The organism is Mycolicibacterium sp. MU0050 (genome assembly GCF_963378085.1).
In the GTDB taxonomy this organism is placed as follows: Bacteria; Actinomycetota; Actinomycetes; order Mycobacteriales; family Mycobacteriaceae; genus Mycobacterium; species Mycobacterium wendilense.
On sequence record NZ_OY726395.1, the window covers coordinates 3,235,027 to 3,252,123 of the forward strand.

Consider the following 17,097-nt stretch of genomic DNA (forward strand, 5'->3'; position numbering starts at 1 on the left):
AGCCAACCGGACTGTGGTCCGATTAATTCCGGCTGAGCTAAAATCGAGCCTGTGGATACCGTCGGTGCAGCCTACGAGTTGCCGCTGACCGAGGCCATGCCCGCCGAACGCGGGGACGCCGCTCGCAACCGCATCCGGTTGCTCGATGCGGCCCGCCGCCTGATCGCCGAACACGGCGCCGACGCCGTCACCATGGACGACATCGCCGCGGCCGCCGGGGTGGGCAAGGGCACGCTGTTTCGCCGGTTCGGCAGCCGCGCCGGCCTGATGATGGTCCTGCTCGACGAGGATGAACGCGCCAGCCAGCAGGCGTTCCTGTTCGGCCCGCCGCCGCTGGGCCCGGGCGCCGCGCCGCTGGATAGGCTGGTCGCGTTCGGCCGCGAGCGGATCCGGTTCGCCCATTCCCACCACGCGCTGCTCTCGGCCGCCAGCCGCGACCCGCAGGCACGCTCCACCTCGGTGATGCTGCTCCTGCGCCGCCACATCCGGGTCCTGCTGGAGACGGCCGAGACCACTGGCGATCTCGACGCGCAGACCGATGCCCTGATGGCGCTGCTGGCCGCGGACTACGTCGAGCACCGGATCGGCACGGACGGACTGACCGTCGAACAGGTGGGTGACGCGTGGGAGAGTCTGGCCCGCAAGCTGTGCGGCCGCTGACCACGGCAGCGTCGGGCAGCCCGGAGACCGGGCCGCCGCGCTGGGTCCTGCACGTCGACCTCGACCAGTTCCTCGCCGCGGTGGAGTTGCGCCGACGGCCCGACCTGATCGGCACCCCGGTGATCGTCGGCGGGAACGGTGACCCCACCGAGGCCCGCAAAGTGGTGACGTGCGCGTCCTACGAGGCGCGCGAATTCGGGGTGCATGCCGGCATGCCGTTGCGCGCCGCGGCCCGACGCTGCCCGGAGGCCACCTTCCTACCCGCCGACCCCGACGCCTACGACGCCGCCTCCGAGGCGGTGATGGGACTGCTGCGCGACCTCGGGCATCCCTGCGAGGTCTGGGGCTGGGACGAGGCCTACCTCGGCGCCCGCACCGAGGACCCGGTCGAGTTGGCACAGCGGGTGAAGACGCTGATCGCCGGTCAGACCGGACTGTCCTGTTCGGTCGGGATCAGCGACAACAAGCAGCGCGCCAAGGTCGCCACCGGGTTCGCCAAACCCGACGGCGTGTTCGTGCTCACCGACGCCAATTGGATGGACCTGATGGCCCAGCGTGCGGTCGACGCACTGTGGGGGGTGGGGCCCAAGACCACCAAACGACTTGCGGCCCTGGGCATCACCACCGTCGGTGAGCTTGCGGCCGCCGACGCGGAGACCCTCACCGCCACCTTCGGCCCGTCCACCGGCCTGTGGATCCTGCTGCTGGCCAAGGGCGGCGGCGACGACACGGTCAGCTCGCAACCCTGGGTGCCGCGGTCCCGCAGTCATGCGGTGACGTTCCCCACCGATCTCACCGACCGCGACGAGATCGATGCCGCAGTCACCGAATTGACCCGACGCACGCTCGAGGAGGTGGTCGCCGACGGCCGCGTCGTCACCCGGGTGGCGGTGACCGTCCGAACCAGCACCTTCTACACCCGCACCAAGATCCGCAAGCTCGCCGCCCCCAGCACCGAGACGGCGGTGATCTGCCGGACCGCGCTGGCCGTGCTCGATCAATTCGACCTGGGCCGGCCGGTGCGCCTCCTCGGCGTCCAGCTGGAACTGCAGCCGCCCGCCTAACCGAAGCGCTGGTAGCAGGTCTCGCCGTCGGCGTGGCCGACCAACCCGGACCGGAACGCCACGATCCTGGTGAACCCGGCGGGCACGGTGCCGCCGTCGACATCGGTGGCGGCCCGGCCGTTGGTCAACAACCCGGCCGCCGCCTCGTCGACGTCCCCGGCCGTCAGCCAGAGCTTCTCGCCCGACGGCAGCTCGATCGGTTCGCTGAGGTGCCGCTGGGCCACCCCGGTCAGGCACGCGGTGCGCAGCGCCGTCGCCGCCGACCGCAGCGCCACGCCGCGCTCCTTCTGCACCGCCAGCAGATACCGCGACACCACGATGGACAGGGCGGTGTTATCGCCTTGCAGCAGAACCGCATTGGTTCGCTCGTCGCCGGCCTCGCCCAGGGTGCGCAGCGCATCGACGTCGACGGTGACGGTGTTGGTGGCCGGGCAGTAGGACGCGGGCGCGGTGGCCTCGGCGTCGGAGCAGCGGTGATCCTCGGGCGCGGAGGCGAATACCAGCTGCGGCGCCTGCGTCGGTTCGTAGATCTGGTTGAGCCCCTCGAACAACACCGTCAGGGTCCGCTCGTTGATCGGGGCCTCGCCGGTCTCCAGCGCGCCGTCGCGGCCCTCCCCCAGACTCATGGGCAGCTCCCCGCGGCGCTCCTCGACGTCGCGCAGATCGATGGCGGCGCACGCGTCGAGACCCTGGACGAAGCCGGTCTGGAATGCCGTGACCCGGTCCACCGCGGTGCCGTGACCGAACTCGAACATCTGGTCATCGTCGGGACCCATGACGGGGTCGCGGATGGCGATCAGACTGGCCAGGACGTGGCTCAGGCCGTCGGCGGTGTCGATCTGGAACCGGCGCGAATTCCCTTCTGCGACATGCCGGATGTACACGCCGGCGAAGCAGTCCGCCTGCTGTTCACGTACCACGGGCGCGGTGTCGCGGTCGACGAGTTCGGCCATGTACTGCAGGGCGTGCCCGTACTCGTGGGCCACCAGGCCGACCACCGACATCGGGCCGAAGTACTTCACCCCGATCGGCAGCAGGACACCGCGGTCCCAGGCGATCGAGCGGTCTCGGGGGCAGAAGAACGCGTTGGGCTGACCGTACGGGCTACTGCCGCAGACCAGCGGGCTGTCGCGGTCCTCGGCGTCATAGGAGATCAGCCGGTTGACCCGGCGGAACTTCCCGGCGAACGGCTCGCGGTAGTGCTGCGACCAGAATTCCTCGATGTCGTTGACGGCCAGCAGCGCCAGGGTGTCGATGTCGCCCTTGTCGGTGCCGTACACCTTGCCCACGGGCCGGGGGGCGTCGGGTCGGGCCCCGCTGGGGCCGTCCACCGCCGGCAGACCGCCGACCCGATAGGGGTCATAGAGCGGCGACACGGCCGAGCCCTCGGTACTGACCGAACAGCCGGCCGCCACGGTGGTCGCGACCGCGGCCAGCGCGACCGTCCGCGCCAGGATCCGATGCCTGCGCTTGCCCATGTCCACCCTCCCGTTTTCGTCATGCGGTCGTCGCACCGCGACAAATCGTAGCTGATGCTTCGGTTTCTACTCGACACTTCCGGGATTTCGGGCTGGATTTGCGCCGAACCGAAGCGTCAGCCCGGCGAATTCGCGGGGGTTCACCCCCGAACGAGCCCGCGTAAAGCCGCTGTACCTGCTGCAATGCCCGGCTCGTGGGGGGGTCGCCGAAGAAAACTGCCGCAGCTATTGCATCGCTACGGTTTGACGTTTAAAGTCGTAGCATCCGATGCAGAAATCGGGACACCGAGGAGACGAGATGAACCGCAGCTCCCTTCCCGTCACCGGCACCGCCGTCGCCGGCGCGGCCGTCGTGGCCACCATGGTCTTCGGCGCCGCACCGGCCGCCGCCCTGACCGGGCCGGCCCGCGGGGCCGACTCGACGCCGACGTTCACCTACGTCTCGCAACTGGAGTCGCTCCTGCCCACCGCGCAGCAACTCGGCCGCATCACCGGGGCGTCGGCACCCATGCGGCTGGTGGGGTCCGGGACCGAGCTCAGCAACACCACCGGGACGTTGGAGCCGGCCGCCTGCGTCGGCGCCTTCGAGCCGGGCAGGCGGGCGGCCTACCCGGGCGTCGAGCCCAGCGCGGTCGCCATCCAGATCGTGACCGACGGCAAGCCCGGCCGCGCGCGGCACTTCGTGCATCAGGTGGTGCTCAGCGTCGCCGACGCCCAGACCGCAACCGAGCAGCTGCGGGAGTCCACCCGCACCTGGTCGAGCTGTGGCGGCCAACCGCTGCGCTACACCAACAAGGCGGGCGAGGTGGCCCAATGGCTCCTCGACGACGCCGAATTGCTCCGGGGCGAAACGCTTTTGGTCCAGGGACAGACCGGTGACAACGTGGTCTGTGAACGCGCGCTGACCACCGCCGCCGGCAAGACGGGCCCGGTCATCGCCGACGTGCTGGCCTGCGATCTGGGCGGCCGCAACGCCACCGGTCAGGCCCAGCGGATCGCGCTGACCATCGCCGACAACGTCACACCCAGCAGCTGAAACCCACCACACCGGACCCCTTGGAGGCCCCATCATGAACGCACCCCTGCCCAGCTTTGCCGGCCACGAGAAGACGGTGCGCATCGCGCCCCGCGGCGCGCAGGACGCGGGCCCGGCGCCGTCATGGCACCCGGCCCCGCCACCGAACTGGCCCGCCCACCCCGGGGTGCCGCCGTGGCAACCCCCACCGCCGCGCCCGGGCGGGCGACGCACGTTGTGGGTCGCCCTGTCGGCCTCGGTGGCGTTGGGGGCGGCCCTGATCGGCACCGTCGTCGCGGTCACGGGCGACGACGGCGGTGCGGCGCCGGCACCCACCGCAGCCGCCGACACCACGCCGGACGCGACAACCCCGCCCGAGCCGGTGGACCCGGTGCCGGTCTCGGCGCTGGCCGGATTGCTGCCCACCCCGTCTGAAGCCGCGGCGATCGCAGGATCGGCCACCATGATCGGCACCCCCGGCACCGACGGCAGGATCTACGAGTCGATGGCCGACGAACCCCTGGTCGACGCCGAGTGCACCTCGCTGATGTCCGGAGAGCGACTGGCCTACCGCGGCAGCGGCTTCACCGCCTCGCGACAGCAGTTCCTCCTCGGTGAGGGGCCGGTGCGCAAGGTGGTCCAGACCGTGGTGTCGTTCTCCGACGCCGCCGGCGCGCAACGACATGTGACGGATACCGCCGGCACGTGGCGGGCGTGCGAGAACCGAACCGTCAACCTGTCGGTCGTCGGCACGGACCCCGTCTACTGGTCCGTGGTCGGCGTCAAGGAATCCGATGGCACTCTGGCGGCCACCAAGATCGAGGAGGGCGGTGGCGGCTGGGTGTGCCGCAACGGCATGGCCGCGCGCAACAACGTCGTCATCGACTTCGCGATCTGCGGCGTCGACGTGCCGGAGTCGGTGGTGCCGGCGTTCGTCGACAAGGTGGCGAGCAAGATCGAGGGCATCGGGAGTTGAGGTCCCGCGCCCGGTGGGTGTCGTCGGCACCGGCTACGGTCGGCACATGTTGTCGACCGTAGCCGTGCACGGCTACCGCTCCCTGCGCGACATCGTGCTGCCGTTGGGGCGCCTGACGGTGCTCACCGGGGCCAACGGGACGGGCAAGTCCTCGGTGTATCGGGCGCTCCGGTTGCTGTCGGATTGCGGGCGCGGAGAGATCGTCGCGGCGCTGGCCCGCGAGGGCGGGCTGCAATCCGCGCTGTGGGCCGGAGCCGGCACCAAGCAGCGGACCGTCGAACTCAAACTGGGTTATGCCGCTGATGATTTCGGCTATCTGGTCGACCTGGGCCTACCGCAGATGGCCGGCAGCAACTCCAAGTTCGGCCGCGACCCGGAGATCAAACGCGAGGTGGTGTTCGCCGGGCCGGTGCCCCGGTCCGGTGCGACGCTGGTGCGCCGCGCCGGTCCCCTGGCCCAGGCCTGTGCCGATGACAGCCGCGGGTTCGACGATCTGACCCGCGCCCTGCCCACCTATCACAGCGTGTTGGCCGAGTTCGCCCACCCCGGACAGACGCCGGAGTTGGCCGCCGTCCGAGATCGATTGCGCGCCTGGCGGTTCTACGACGGCTTTCGGGTCGACGCCGAGGCGCCCGCCCGACGCGCGGCGGTCGGCACCCGCAGTCCGGTCCTCGCCGACGACGGACACAACTTCGCCGCTGCCGTCCAGACCGTCCTGGAGGCCGGGTACGACGACCTGCCGCGAGCGGTCGCGGAGGCCTTTCCCGGGGCGAGCATCACCACGTCGGTCAACGACGGCTACTTCGACGTCGAACTGCAGCAACCCGGTGTGCTGCGCCCGCTGCGGTCGGCCGAATTGTCGGATGGCACACTGCGTTTCCTGCTGTGGGCGACGGCACTGTGCAGCCCGCAACCGCCGTCGCTGATGGTGCTGAACGAGCCCGAGACCTCGCTGCATCCGGACCTGGCCCAGCCACTGGCGGGCCTCATCCGCGGCGCGGCCGAACGCACGCAGGTCTTCGTGGTCACGCACTCGCGGCGGCTGCTCGAGCACCTCGGCGCGCAGGCCTCCGTGCTCGAACTGGTCAAGGAGTCGGGTCAGACTCTGGTAGCCGGTCAGGGACTGCTGGACGCTCCGCCGTGGCAGTGGGGGTCGCGCTGAGCGCGGCGGTGGGCCAGTCGGGGCGCGGTCGCAGCGCCCGCGTGAACAGCACGTTCACCCGCCGCATGGCCACGCTGTAGGGCAGCCACGCGAGTCGCTTGAAGGCATAGAACGCCCGGATATCTCCCGAGGTATAGATCAGGTACCGGTTCTTCGCCGTCCCGGCGAGGATCTTGGCCGCGGCCTTCTCGGGCGACACCGCGTGCCCGCTGAACAGTTTGACCCAACGGCTGACCTTCGGATCCTCCCGGTCCACCCCGGCGATCTCGACGGTCTGCACCAGCCCGGTCTTGACGGCCCCGGGCACCACCACCGACACGCCGATGTCGTGGCGGGCCAGGTCGAACCGCAACACCTCCGAGAGCCCGCGCAGGCCGTACTTGCTGGCGCTGTAGGCGGCGTGCCAGGGCAGCGCGACCAGGCCGGCCGCCGAGGAGACGTTGACCAGGTGGCCGCCGCGCCCGGCAGCCATCATCGGCGGGATGAAGGTTTCGATCACGTGGATGGGCCCCATCAGGTTGATGTCGACCATGGAGCGCCACTGGCGGTGGCTCAGCTGATCCACGGTGCCCCACGCCGAGACCCCGGCGACGTTGAGCACGATGTCCATCGCCGGATGGCTGGTGTGGATGTCGGCGGCGAATTCGGCGACCGCGTCGTAGTCGGAGATGTCCAACGCGCGGTATTCGGGTACCCGGGCACCCAGCGCACGCGCCTCGGCGACGGCGCTTTCCAGGCCGTCAGCGTCGCGATCGGTCAGATAGAGTTCGGCGCCGTCCGCGGCCAGCCGTAACGCCAGCGCGCGACCGATTCCGCTGGCCGCGCCGGTGATGAAACACCGCTTCCCCCCGTATGTGTTCGCCATGGCCGAAACGATACCGACGGTATCGCTCAATCGGCGGCGCCGCCCCACAAGCAGGTGAGCCACAATTGCTCAAGCACCCGGACGCCGCGGTCGATGTCGCCGTCGGGGCCGAGGAACCGCTGGTCGCGCGACAACGTCATCACGGTGGTGGCGCCCAGGGTCCGGATGAGCGCGGGGAGGTCGTTGCTGATCGGCCGGGCGGTGCCGCCCTCGATTTCCTTGTGGACGACGGCGACGATCTGGTCGACCACCCGGGAGAACTGATCGTCCTGCACCTTGCGGATCTCGGCATCGCTGCTGCGGGCGACATTGCAGGCCGCCATCACGGGGTCGTTGCGCGCGAACACCGCGGCGGCCGATCCGACCATCCGCCGGGCGAACTCGGCGGGCGATTCTTCGAGGCCCCGCGGCGCGAAGTAGTGGGTGAGTTCCTCGAGTTCGTGCGCGGCCTCGGCGAGGATGTGGGCCAGTACGGCGTACTTGGAATCGAAGTAGAAGTAGAAGCCAGACCGCGCCACCCCCGCGCGATCGCTGATCGCGCTCACCGACAGGTCGGCGAAGGGCTTCTCCTCCAACAACTCGCGCACGGCGTCGACGATGGCTTGCCGCTGCTTGTCGCCGCGGCGGCGCGCGGGCTCCGCGACCGCCGACTGTTTCCCCCGCTGCTCAACACTCACCCGTCAACCATGCACCACGCCACCACCGGATGGAAACTTGACACGCGTCAAGTGACCCGGTGAAATGGAGAGCAAGGTGGCACATGCCACAGCCCGACTTCACCCCTTGCGGCAAAAAGGAGCACCAGGTGTCCCGAGCGACGATCAGCACCCCGCACTACCTGCTCGACCAGGCGAAGCGTCGGCTGACCCCGACGCCGAACACGCTGCCCGGCATGGGCGCCCTCGACAAGCGCCTGTCGGAAAAGGAGTGGGACCAGTTCGTCTTCTCCACCCCGCCCGCCGGTAGCGACCTCAAGCCCATCATGGGCGACGCCGGGTTGCCGGTGCTCGGTCACATGATCGAGATCTTCCGCCGCGGCCCCGACTTCATCCTGGAGCGCTACCGCAAGTACGGGCCGGTGCATTACTCCTACTCGCCCGCGCTGTCGGCCGTGATGGCGCTGGGCCCCGACGCCACCCAGACGGTGTTCTCGAACCGCAACAAGGACTACTCGCAGCGCGCCTGGGACCCGGTGATCGGGCCGTTCTTCGAGGGTGGCCTGATGCTGCTCGACTTCGACGAGCACATGTTCCACCGCCGGATCATGCAGGACGCCTTCACCCGCACCCGGCTGACCGGCTACATCCCGCACATCGACTCGGTGGCCTCGAAGGTGGTGGCCAACGACTGGGCCGCCGACGACCCGCGGTTCCTGTTCTACCCGGCGGTCAAGGAACTGACCCTGGACATCGCCTCCGAGGTGTTCATGGGTCATCCGGCCGGCACCGACAAGGAACTCGTCACCACCATCAACAACGCGTTCACCACGACCACCCGCGCCGGCAACGCCATCGTGCGCAAGCCGGTGCCGCCGCTGAAGTGGTGGCGCGGCATCCAGGCCCGCAAGACCCTGGAGGAGTACTTCAACAGCCGGATCGACGAGAAACGGCGCACCGCAAGCACCGACATGTTCAGCGTGCTGTGTCACTCGGCCGACGAGGACGGTCAGACGTTCACCGACGACCAGATCGTCAGCCACATGATCTTCCTGATGATGGCCGCCCATGACACGTCCACCTCGACGATGACGACGATGGCCTACCACCTGGCCGCCAATCCCGAGTGGCAGGAGCGACTGCGCGAGGAGTCCGAGCGCATCGGCGACGGACCGTTGGACATCGAGGCGCTCGAGAAGCTGGAAACCTACGACCTGGTGATCAACGAGGCACTGCGGATGATGACCCCGCTGCCGTTCAACTTCCGCCAGGCCGTGCGCGACACCGACCTGCTGGGGTACTTCATCCCGGCCGGTACCAACGTGGTGACCTGGCCCTCGATCAACCACCGGCTGCCGGAATTGTGGACCGAGCCGGAGAAGTTCGATCCGGAGCGATTCTCCGAGCCGCGCTCCGAACACAAGAAGCACCGGTACGCCTTCGCCCCGTTCGGCGGCGGCGCGCACAAGTGCATCGGCATGGTGTTCGGCCAGCTCGAGATCAAGACCGTGATGCACCGGTTGCTGCGTCAGTACCGGTTGGAGCTGGCCAGCCCGACCTACCGGCCGCGTTACGACTACGGCGGCATGCCGGTGCCGATCGACGGTATGCCGATCGTGCTGCGCCCGCTGCACTGACGCTCACGCGCACACCCGGTTGGCGCAGGCGACCACTGCTCGCAGCGCCGACTGGGTGGCGTCGGAGTCCCAACCCACCGCCCACTCGTCGCGCAGACCGTTGCTGCCGTGCACGAAGGTGACGGTGTGCGTGCCCGTGTCGCGCTGGTGGAACTCGAGCATCTCGACGGGGAAGCCGTTTTCGTAGAGCATCTCGGTCAGCGCGGCCACCGGACCGCCGGCGGCCACCGACGCAGTGCAGATGCGATCCCCAATTGCCAAGGTGGCCTGGAATTTTCGATGCCCCAGCCACGGGCGGCGGCCCTGGTGCCGGGATTCGGAGGACTTCCAACCGCCCAACCGCAGGGGTCCGACGGTGGGGCCGTGGGCGGCCAGGACCGCCTCCCAGGACATGCCCGCGGTGCGGTCGCGCAGGCCGCGCGGCAGGGCCGTGTCCACGATGCTCGACGGTGGTGTGGTGGTGCTGGTGGGCAAAGGCATGTGCCGGACTTCTCTGGTCGGACTGACGCGACCGACGGGTAACAGCTGACGACCCACAGCGGGGGGTCGGTCTGGATCAGACCCCGCTGCGGGGCGCTACTACGAGAAGACGCCGTTGCATGTCCGCCACCTTAGCCAATCGGATTCCAGTGCCGCAACGCCATTACGCGCCGAGGCTGTCCAGTGCGGTCTGCAACCGTTGGCCGACCTCGTCGGCGATCTCACCCAGCGCGGGTTCGTCGGTCACCTGCACCATCAGCCGCGGATTCATCGCATCGATGATCACCGCGCCGTCCCGGGCCGGGTCGGCGCGCACCACGACGTTGCACGGCAACAGCACGCCGATCTGGGGGAACATTTCAACAGCGCGGTGCGCGAACTGCGGATTGCAGGCTCCCAGAATCAGGTAGTCCCCCACCTCGTCACCGGCGCCGCCGCCGAGCTTGGCGTTCAAGGTCGACCTGAGGTCGATCTCAGTGAGCACACCAAACCCGTGATCGGCCAGCGCTTTACGGGTGCGTGTCACTGCGTCGCCAAAGCTGGTCTGCAGGGTTGTACTCAGTGCCACATCAGTTCCGGTCATGCTCGATCACCACTCCTTTCACGCCAGCGCCAGAAACAGTTTTTCCAGTTCGGCTTCCGACATCGGCTCCTGGTTGTCAGCGCCCTGTCCGGACAGGCATTCCCGCAGGCCTGTCGCCACGATCTTGAAGCCGGCCCGGTCCAAGGCGCGGGACACCGCGGCCAGCTGGGTCACCACCTCCTTGCAGTCGCGACCTTCCTCGATCATCGAGATCACGCCGCCCAGTTGACCTTGCGCACGACGCAACCTGTTGAGCACCGCGGCAATCGCATCTTCGTCACCAACCATGGTGCATCTCCTTTTTCTCTCAGCTCTCAACTTTACCCTCCGGGGTATGACGCGCGGGCAGCCGCAGTAATTTGGCGCAGCCGCCGTCGCGGGTCCACCCACCTAGACTCCGGCGGGATGCTTGCGCATCCGGCGCGGTCCCATCGACCTCGCGACTCCCGCACGGCGCAGCCACGAGCAGTCCACCCGGCGGGTACACACATACACGGCGACCGCCGCCAGCGTCGTCACCGCGGCTCCCGCAATGCCCACGGCCGGATGGATCTCCTGGCCCAGGATCACCGACGACATCACAAGCACGAACCACCCGAATGCCTTGCGCAGTACGTCGGGATCCACCTTGGCAGTCATCCGCGCGCCCAGTAGTGCGCCCACCACGGCCGCACCGGTCACCGCCAGGGCCAGTCCCCAGTCGATGGTGACACTGGACAGGTAACCGCCCAGTCCGGCAAAGGATTTCATCGCGATCACAATCAGCGAAGTGCCGACGGCAGCCGGCATGGACAGCCCACCCAGCAGTACCAGCGCCGGGACCACCAGGAAGCCGCCACCGGCCCCGACCAGCCCGGTGACCAACCCGACCACCAGCCCATCGGCCAGAATTCTCACGACCGGCAGTCGGCGCGCCCCGGTCTCGCGGGTTTCGGCCCGGCCGCCGCGCAGCATCGCCACCGCGGTGCCGACCATCATCACCGCGAAGCCGATCAGCAGCGCGGTGCCCGGGATGAATCGGGCCAGCACGCCGCCGGCGAAGGCCCCGACCATGCCGGCCGCCCCGAAGATGAGCCCGGTGCGCCACTGCACCCGGCCCGCACGGGCATGTGAAATGGCGCCGATCGCGCTGGTGACCCCGACCACCAGCAGCGAGGTGGCGATGGCCTGCTTGGCGTCCATGCCCCCGACGTAGGCCAACAACGGCACCGTCAGGATCGAGCCGCCGCCGCCGAGCAGGCCCAGGGCGATCCCGACGAACACGGCCAGGGCAATGGTGAGCGCAACCATGGCGGCTCAGCTCGCCTTCTTGTCCGTAGCAGCGGAATTCACCAGCTGACACACGACGGCCTGGGCGTCACAGCGGGCGCCGCGGTTGTAGGGCAGCCGGGACAGCAACGCGCCCATGGCGCAGGTGTTGGTCAGTGCCGCGAAGGTCAGGCCCAGGCCGACGGCGCCGGCCACCCACTTCGCCCAGGGGAAGACGATGCTGACCAAGATGCCGAGCGCCACGATCAAACCGGCGACCAGACGGACCTGCCGTTCGAGATCCCAACGGGCGGCGCCGCGGTTGACCGCAAAGCCGCTGGCCACCCACGCTGTGATGCCGCCGTCGAGGATGTAGACGTTGAGCAGTCCGGCGCTGCGCAGCGTCTCCTCGGCCTGCACTGCCCGCTGACCGGAGCGACACACCAGTACCACGTCGTCGTCGAGGTGCTGGCGGATCTCAGCGCGATGTTCGCGCAGCAGGTCCAGCGGCACGTTGTAGGCCCCAGCGATGTGCACGGTTTCGAATTCGCCCGGCGTGCGGACATCGAGCAGCCGCGGCGGCCGTTCCGAGACGAGCATGGCCCTGAGGTCGTGCGCGGGGATGGTTGCGGGGACGGTCATTGAGAGCTCCTTCAAAATTTGGTGGCGCGCGTTCTATATACCTATGGGGGTATGCCTCCTTGCATGGTATGCATACCCCAGGGGGTATTTGCAACACCGGAATAATTAAACCTCGCGAGGCACTTGCTATACCCGTAGGGGTATATCAGGCTCGGGGTCATCAGGCCCAGCCAACACAGAGTGAAAGTTCTCCCGAAAGGAATCCGACATGAAGTTCATCCAGTACTACCTGGAGTGCCTGTCACACGCGTCGTACCTGGTCGCCGACGAAAACACCGGGCGCGCAGTCGTTGTCGACCCGCAGCGCGACGTGGGTCAATACCTGGCCGACGCTGAGAAGTACGGCTTCACCATCGAACTCGTCATCGAGACGCATTTCCATGCCGACTTCCTGTCGGGCCATCTGGAGCTGGCGAAGGCCACCGGCGCCAAGATCGTCTACTCCTCGGTCGCCGAGACCGAGTTCGAATCCATGGGTGTGGCCGACGGCGAACGCTACTCGCTGGGCGAGGTGACGTTGGAGTTCCGGCACACTCCGGGGCACACACCCGAGTCCATGAGCATCGTCATCTACGAGCACGCCGACGATGAGGCGCCCTACGGGGTGCTCACTGGGGACACGCTGTTCATCGGTGACGTGGGCCGGCCAGACCTCCTGGCGTCGATCGGCTTCACCCAAGAAGAGTTGGCGCACAAGCTGTATGACTCGCTGCACAACAAGCTGATGACGCTGCCGGAAGCCACCCGGGTCTATCCTGCGCACGGCGCGGGGTCGGCATGCGGCAAGAACCTGTCCACCGACCTGTCATCGACCATCGGCGCGCAGAAGCAGTCGAACTACGCGTTGCGCGCCCCCACCCGGGAACGCTTCATGGACTTGGTCACCGCGGACCAGCCGCCGGCCCCGAGCTACTTCGTCTACGACGCGATCCTCAACCGCAAGGACCGCGAACTGTACGACGAAACCGAAATGCCGGCCGCGATGACCTACGAACAGGTCCGCGAAGCGGCCGCCGCCGGGGCCGTGTTGGTGGACGGTCGCGCCCCCGAGGAGTTCGCGCAGGGCCACCTGCGTGGCGCGATCAACGTGGGCCTGGAAGGCCGCTACGCCGAGTACGCGGGGTCGGTGGTGCCGTCCGACGTCGACATCGTGCTGTTCACCGAGCCGGGGCACGAGCAAGAAGGCAAGACGCGGTTGGCCCGGATCGGATTCGATCGGGTGATCGGCTACCTGGAGCAGCCGTTCGAAGCGATGATCAACCATCCCGACGACGTTCAGAGGGCCTCCCGGTTGACCGCGCCGGCGTTCGACCAGCGCACCAACGAGCTGACCGACCTGCAGGTGATCGACGTCCGCAATCCCGGTGAAGTCGAGGGCGGCAGTATCCCGAACGCGGTCGGCATCCCGGTGGGGCAGTTGCCCGCCCGGCACGATGAGCTGGATCCGACCAAGCCCACCGTCGTCTTCTGCGCCGGCGGCTACCGGTCGTCGGTGGCAGCGAGCCTGCTGCGGCACAAGGGATTCACCGATGTCAGCGACATCCTGGGTGGTTACAACGCCTGGGCGGAAGCCCGTCAGAACGCCTAGGAACATCGGGGCATCCACGAAGAAGGGAACCACCCATCATGACCACCCGGCATCGGATCTTGATCGTCGGCGGCGGCACGGCCGGCGTCTCGGTGGCCGCGCGACTGGCCCGCAAGGGCCACCGCGACCTCGCGATCATCGAGCCGTCCGCGGAGCACTACTACCAACCACTGTGGACGCTCGTCGGCGGCGGTCACGCCGCCGCCGCGACGACGAAGCGCCCCATGGCCTCGGTATTGCCGAAGAGCACCACCTGGATCCGCAGCTCGGCGGTACGAGTGGACCCCGACCGCAACATGGTCACCTGCGCGGACGGGACGGATCACGGGTACGAGGTGCTCGTGGTCTGTCCCGGAATCCAACTGGACTGGCGGCGCACCGAGGGCCTGGAGGAGGCCCTCGGCAAGGGCGGTGTCTCGTCGAACTACCGCTACGACCTGGCCCCGCGCACGTGGGATTTCATCCGAGAGACCCGGTCCGGCAGTGCCGTGTTCGCCATGCCGTCCGGTCCGATCAAGTGCGCGGGGGCGCCGCAGAAGATCGCCTACCTGGCGTGTGACTACTGGCGCCGCCAAGGCGTACTCAACGACATCGACGTTCATCTGGTGATCCCCACACCACGCTTGTTCGGGATCCCCGCGATTGCCGACAGCCTCGACGGGGTGGCAGCCGACTACGGCATCACCGTGCACACCGAGGCCGAGGTGACCGCCGTTGACTCCGCCTCCCGCAAGATCGCGGTCGGCAGTGTCAACGGTTCCGGCGGCACCGACATGCTGTCCTACGACATGCTGCACGCGACACCGCACCAAGTCGGCGCCGGACTGCCCTGGCACCGGTTGCCGGCCCCACCAAGCATTCGTATAGTGGATTGATAATTCCGTCAATCCATAAAATGAAAGAATCGCGGATGCCGTTCGAGTCCGACAAGCCGCTCTACGAGATCAAGGCGAACCTGTTCAAAGCGCTGGCCCACCCGGCCCGCATACGAGTGCTCGAGATCCTCTCGGCGGCGGCCGAGCCCACCCCGGTCAGCGAGATCCTCGCCGAGACCGGGATGGAGGCCACGCTGCTCTCGCAACACCTGGCGGTGCTCAAGCGCCACCAGGTGGTCACGGCCGAACGCGTCGGCAACGCCGTCTTCTACCGGTTGGCGCACCCGAAGGTCGCCGCGTTGCTGTCGATCTCCCGGACCTTCCTCGCCGACTCCCTGTCGACGGCCGGTAAGCACCTGGAGGCCCTGCGGGCCCTGCCCCCCATCAAGGGCCCGCGGTGACGTCGGCCCTGGCCCGCCTACTGCCGCACCGCACCGACTACGCCGAACTCCCCCGCTCCTGGCGGCAGGACATCGTCGCCGGCATCACCGTGGGCGTGGTCGCTCTGCCGCTGGCGCTCGCGTTCGGCATCAGCTCCGGAGTCGGTGCCGCCGCCGGACTGGTCACCGCGGTCGTCGCCGGTCTGGTGGCCGCGGTCTTCGGCGGATCGCACGTGCAGGTCTCCGGCCCCACGGGCGCGATGGCCGTCGTCCTCGCCCCCATCGTCGCGGTCTATGGACTGGGCAGCATCGCCCTGGTCACGGTGCTCGCCGGAATCATCGTGCTGGCCGCCGGCATCACCCGACTGGGCCGCGCCGTCACCTTCATCCCGTGGCCCGTGATCGAAGGTTTCACCCTGGGCATCGCCATCATCATCTTCCTGCAGCAGGTCCCCGCCGCCGTCGGCCAGCCGACCCCCGGGGGCAAGACCGCCCTATTCGCAGCCTGGGACGTCCTCACGGCGGTCGAATGGAGCACGGCGGCACCGCCTCTGGCGGTGGTCGCGTTCGCCGCGGCTTTGATGATCGGGCTGCCCCGGCTGCATCGTTCAATCCCGGAGTCGTTGAGCGCGGTCGTCGCCGCGACGCTGCTGGTCATCGCTCTCGACCTCCAGGTCGCTCGCATCGGCGAGCTGCCCAATCATCTCCCCGCGCCGATCCTGCCCCACGCCGACCTGGGCGCGCTGCGGGCCCTGCTGGGCGCGGCGCTGGCCATCGCCGCGCTCGCGGCCATCGAATCGCTGCTTTCGGCGCGCGTCGCGGCGGCCATGGCACCGACCGGACCGTATGACCCCGACCGTGAACTGGTCGGACAGGGCCTCGCCTCGGTGGCCTCGGGGATGTTCGGCGGCATGCCGGCCACCGGCGCGATCGCCCGCACCGCGGTCAATGTGCGCTCCGGGGCCCGCACCCGCGTCGCGGCCATCGTGCACTCGTTGTTGTTGCTCGGGGTGGTGTACCTGGCCACCGGGCCGGTCTCGACCATCCCGTTGGCGGCGCTGTCGGCGGTCCTGATGGTCACGGCGTTCCGGATGATCTCGCGCGCCACGATCCTCACCATCCTGCGCTCGACACGCTCGGATGCCCTGACCTTCGTGCTGACGGCGGCGATCACGGTGTGCTTCGACCTCATCGAAGCCGTGCAGATCGGCATCCTGGTCGCCGCGTTCTTCGCGCTGCGCTCGGTGGCCCGGCGCAGCAGCGTGACCCGCGAGAGGCTACCCGGCCCCGCACAGCCCGGGGACGAGCGCATCGCGTTGCTGCGACTCGACGGCGCGATGTTCTTCGGTGCGGCCGAACGCATTTCGACCAGCATCACCGGTGCCGACCAACCCGAGGTCACGGTGGTCATCATCCGGATGTCGCAACTGGGCATGCTCGATGCCACCGGAGCGCACACCCTGGGCCGCATCGCCGAGGAACTGGAGTCGCGCGGCATCACCGTCATCATCAAGGGTGTGCAAGCCGAGCACCTGAAGCTGCTGACCAACGTCGGGGTCATCGATTCGCTGCGCCACGAGAACCACCTCATCGACTCCCTCGACGACGCGATCGCACACGCCCGCAGTCACGCCGCGTCGTCGGATTGACGTCGCGCTCCTCGTCGGTGAAACCCAGTACGAGCAAAGGGTTTCGGGCCGGGGCCTACTTGCTCAGTGGACCCCGGCCCGACCGCACCGATGGCAAGCACTTCGCCCACCATCGACCAAAGCCTGAGCGGCGCTCAAC

17 protein-coding genes and 1 pseudogene are annotated in these 17,097 nt (G+C 68.5%); 10 read left to right on the forward strand and 8 right to left on the reverse strand.

Annotation, left to right across the window (positions count from 1 at the left end):
- The first annotated feature begins 96 nt into the window (after positions 1-96).
- Both R2K23_RS15295 and R2K23_RS15300 read left to right on the forward strand, forming a co-directional pair.
- On the forward strand, positions 97-660 hold the full coding sequence (locus tag R2K23_RS15295; RefSeq protein ID WP_316517311.1) for a TetR/AcrR family transcriptional regulator: 564 nt from the start codon (positions 97-99) through the stop codon (positions 658-660).
- On the forward strand, positions 657-1,724 hold the full coding sequence (locus R2K23_RS15300; RefSeq protein ID WP_316517312.1) for a DNA polymerase IV: 1,068 nt from the start codon (positions 657-659) through the stop codon (positions 1,722-1,724). Before R2K23_RS15295 ends, R2K23_RS15300 begins: the two co-directional genes overlap by 4 nt.
- On the opposite strand, the gene R2K23_RS15305 is transcribed toward R2K23_RS15300, so the two are convergent.
- Positions 1,721-3,202 carry a neutral zinc metallopeptidase gene (locus R2K23_RS15305; RefSeq protein WP_316517314.1) on the reverse strand — a complete coding sequence of 494 codons (1,482 nt, stop codon included), beginning with the start codon at positions 3,200-3,202 and terminating at the stop codon, positions 1,721-1,723. The two genes, R2K23_RS15300 and R2K23_RS15305, sit on opposite strands and share 4 nt — an antisense overlap.
- A 298-nt stretch (positions 3,203-3,500) precedes the next feature.
- Between R2K23_RS15305 and R2K23_RS15310 the strand changes: the two genes are divergently transcribed.
- Genes R2K23_RS15310 through R2K23_RS15320 form a run of 3 tightly spaced genes read left to right on the forward strand, consistent with a single transcriptional unit; the run spans position 3,501 to position 6,355 of the window.
- Positions 3,501-4,238: a sensor domain-containing protein gene (locus R2K23_RS15310; protein ID WP_316510439.1), complete on the forward strand. Its 738-nt coding sequence runs from the start codon at positions 3,501-3,503 to the stop codon at positions 4,236-4,238.
- A 34-nt stretch (positions 4,239-4,272) separates the two neighbouring features.
- Positions 4,273-5,193: a sensor domain-containing protein gene (locus tag R2K23_RS15315; RefSeq protein WP_316510440.1), complete on the forward strand. Its 921-nt coding sequence runs from the start codon at positions 4,273-4,275 to the stop codon at positions 5,191-5,193.
- Between the two features lie 46 nt (positions 5,194-5,239).
- The gene (locus R2K23_RS15320) at positions 5,240-6,355 is read left to right on the forward strand and encodes an AAA family ATPase (protein WP_316510441.1); all 1,116 of its coding nucleotides are present in this window, start codon (positions 5,240-5,242) and stop codon (positions 6,353-6,355) included.
- Here R2K23_RS15320 and R2K23_RS15325 read toward each other — a convergent pair.
- Entirely contained in the window at positions 6,279-7,220 is a 942-nt protein-coding gene (locus R2K23_RS15325) for an SDR family oxidoreductase (protein ID WP_316510442.1), read from the reverse strand. The two genes, R2K23_RS15320 and R2K23_RS15325, sit on opposite strands and share 77 nt — an antisense overlap.
- Positions 7,221-7,246: 26 nt before the next feature.
- Entirely contained in the window at positions 7,247-7,897 is a 651-nt protein-coding gene (locus R2K23_RS15330; protein ID WP_316510443.1) for a TetR/AcrR family transcriptional regulator, read from the reverse strand.
- A 128-nt stretch (positions 7,898-8,025) separates the two neighbouring features.
- On the opposite strand from R2K23_RS15330, the gene R2K23_RS15335 reads away from it, so the two are divergent.
- A complete protein-coding gene (locus R2K23_RS15335; protein WP_316510444.1) occupies positions 8,026-9,513 on the forward strand; it encodes a cytochrome P450 in 1,488 nt (495 codons plus the stop codon).
- Between the two features lie 3 nt (positions 9,514-9,516).
- Here R2K23_RS15335 and R2K23_RS15340 read toward each other — a convergent pair whose 3' ends face one another.
- The 5 genes from R2K23_RS15340 to R2K23_RS15360 form a co-directional block, all read right to left on the reverse strand.
- Entirely contained in the window at positions 9,517-9,993 is a 477-nt protein-coding gene (locus R2K23_RS15340) for a homocitrate synthase (protein ID WP_316510445.1), read from the reverse strand.
- A gap of 163 nt (positions 9,994-10,156) precedes the next feature.
- Positions 10,157-10,576, reverse strand: coding sequence for a DUF302 domain-containing protein (locus tag R2K23_RS15345; RefSeq protein ID WP_316510446.1), 420 nt, complete (start codon positions 10,574-10,576; stop codon positions 10,157-10,159).
- Between the two features lie 18 nt (positions 10,577-10,594).
- Positions 10,595-10,864, reverse strand: coding sequence for a metal-sensitive transcriptional regulator (locus R2K23_RS15350; RefSeq protein WP_126334601.1), 270 nt, complete (start codon positions 10,862-10,864; stop codon positions 10,595-10,597).
- Between the two features lie 102 nt (positions 10,865-10,966).
- Positions 10,967-11,866: a sulfite exporter TauE/SafE family protein gene (locus tag R2K23_RS15355; RefSeq protein ID WP_316510447.1), complete on the reverse strand. Its 900-nt coding sequence runs from the start codon at positions 11,864-11,866 to the stop codon at positions 10,967-10,969.
- Between the two features lie 6 nt (positions 11,867-11,872).
- Positions 11,873-12,466 carry a rhodanese-like domain-containing protein gene (locus R2K23_RS15360; protein ID WP_316510448.1) on the reverse strand — a complete coding sequence of 198 codons (594 nt, stop codon included), beginning with the start codon at positions 12,464-12,466 and terminating at the stop codon, positions 11,873-11,875.
- Positions 12,467-12,674: 208 nt separating this feature from the next.
- Between R2K23_RS15360 and R2K23_RS15365 the strand changes: the two genes are divergently transcribed.
- The 4 genes and pseudogenes from R2K23_RS15365 (at position 12,675) to R2K23_RS15380 (ending at position 16,958) form a co-directional block, all read left to right on the forward strand.
- Positions 12,675-14,054, forward strand: a complete 1,380-nt coding sequence (locus R2K23_RS15365; RefSeq protein ID WP_316510449.1) for an MBL fold metallo-hydrolase — start codon at positions 12,675-12,677, stop codon at positions 14,052-14,054.
- Between the two features lie 38 nt (positions 14,055-14,092).
- Positions 14,093-14,866: pseudogene (locus R2K23_RS15370) on the forward strand (NAD(P)/FAD-dependent oxidoreductase); the annotation flags it as partial.
- Positions 14,867-14,964: 98 nt separating this feature from the next.
- Positions 14,965-15,330 carry an ArsR/SmtB family transcription factor gene (locus R2K23_RS15375; protein ID WP_126334607.1) on the forward strand — a complete coding sequence of 122 codons (366 nt, stop codon included), beginning with the start codon at positions 14,965-14,967 and terminating at the stop codon, positions 15,328-15,330.
- A complete protein-coding gene (locus tag R2K23_RS15380) occupies positions 15,327-16,958 on the forward strand; it encodes a SulP family inorganic anion transporter (protein ID WP_316510450.1) in 1,632 nt (543 codons plus the stop codon). Before R2K23_RS15375 ends, R2K23_RS15380 begins: the two co-directional genes overlap by 4 nt.
- The last annotated feature ends 139 nt before the right edge of the window (positions 16,959-17,097 follow it).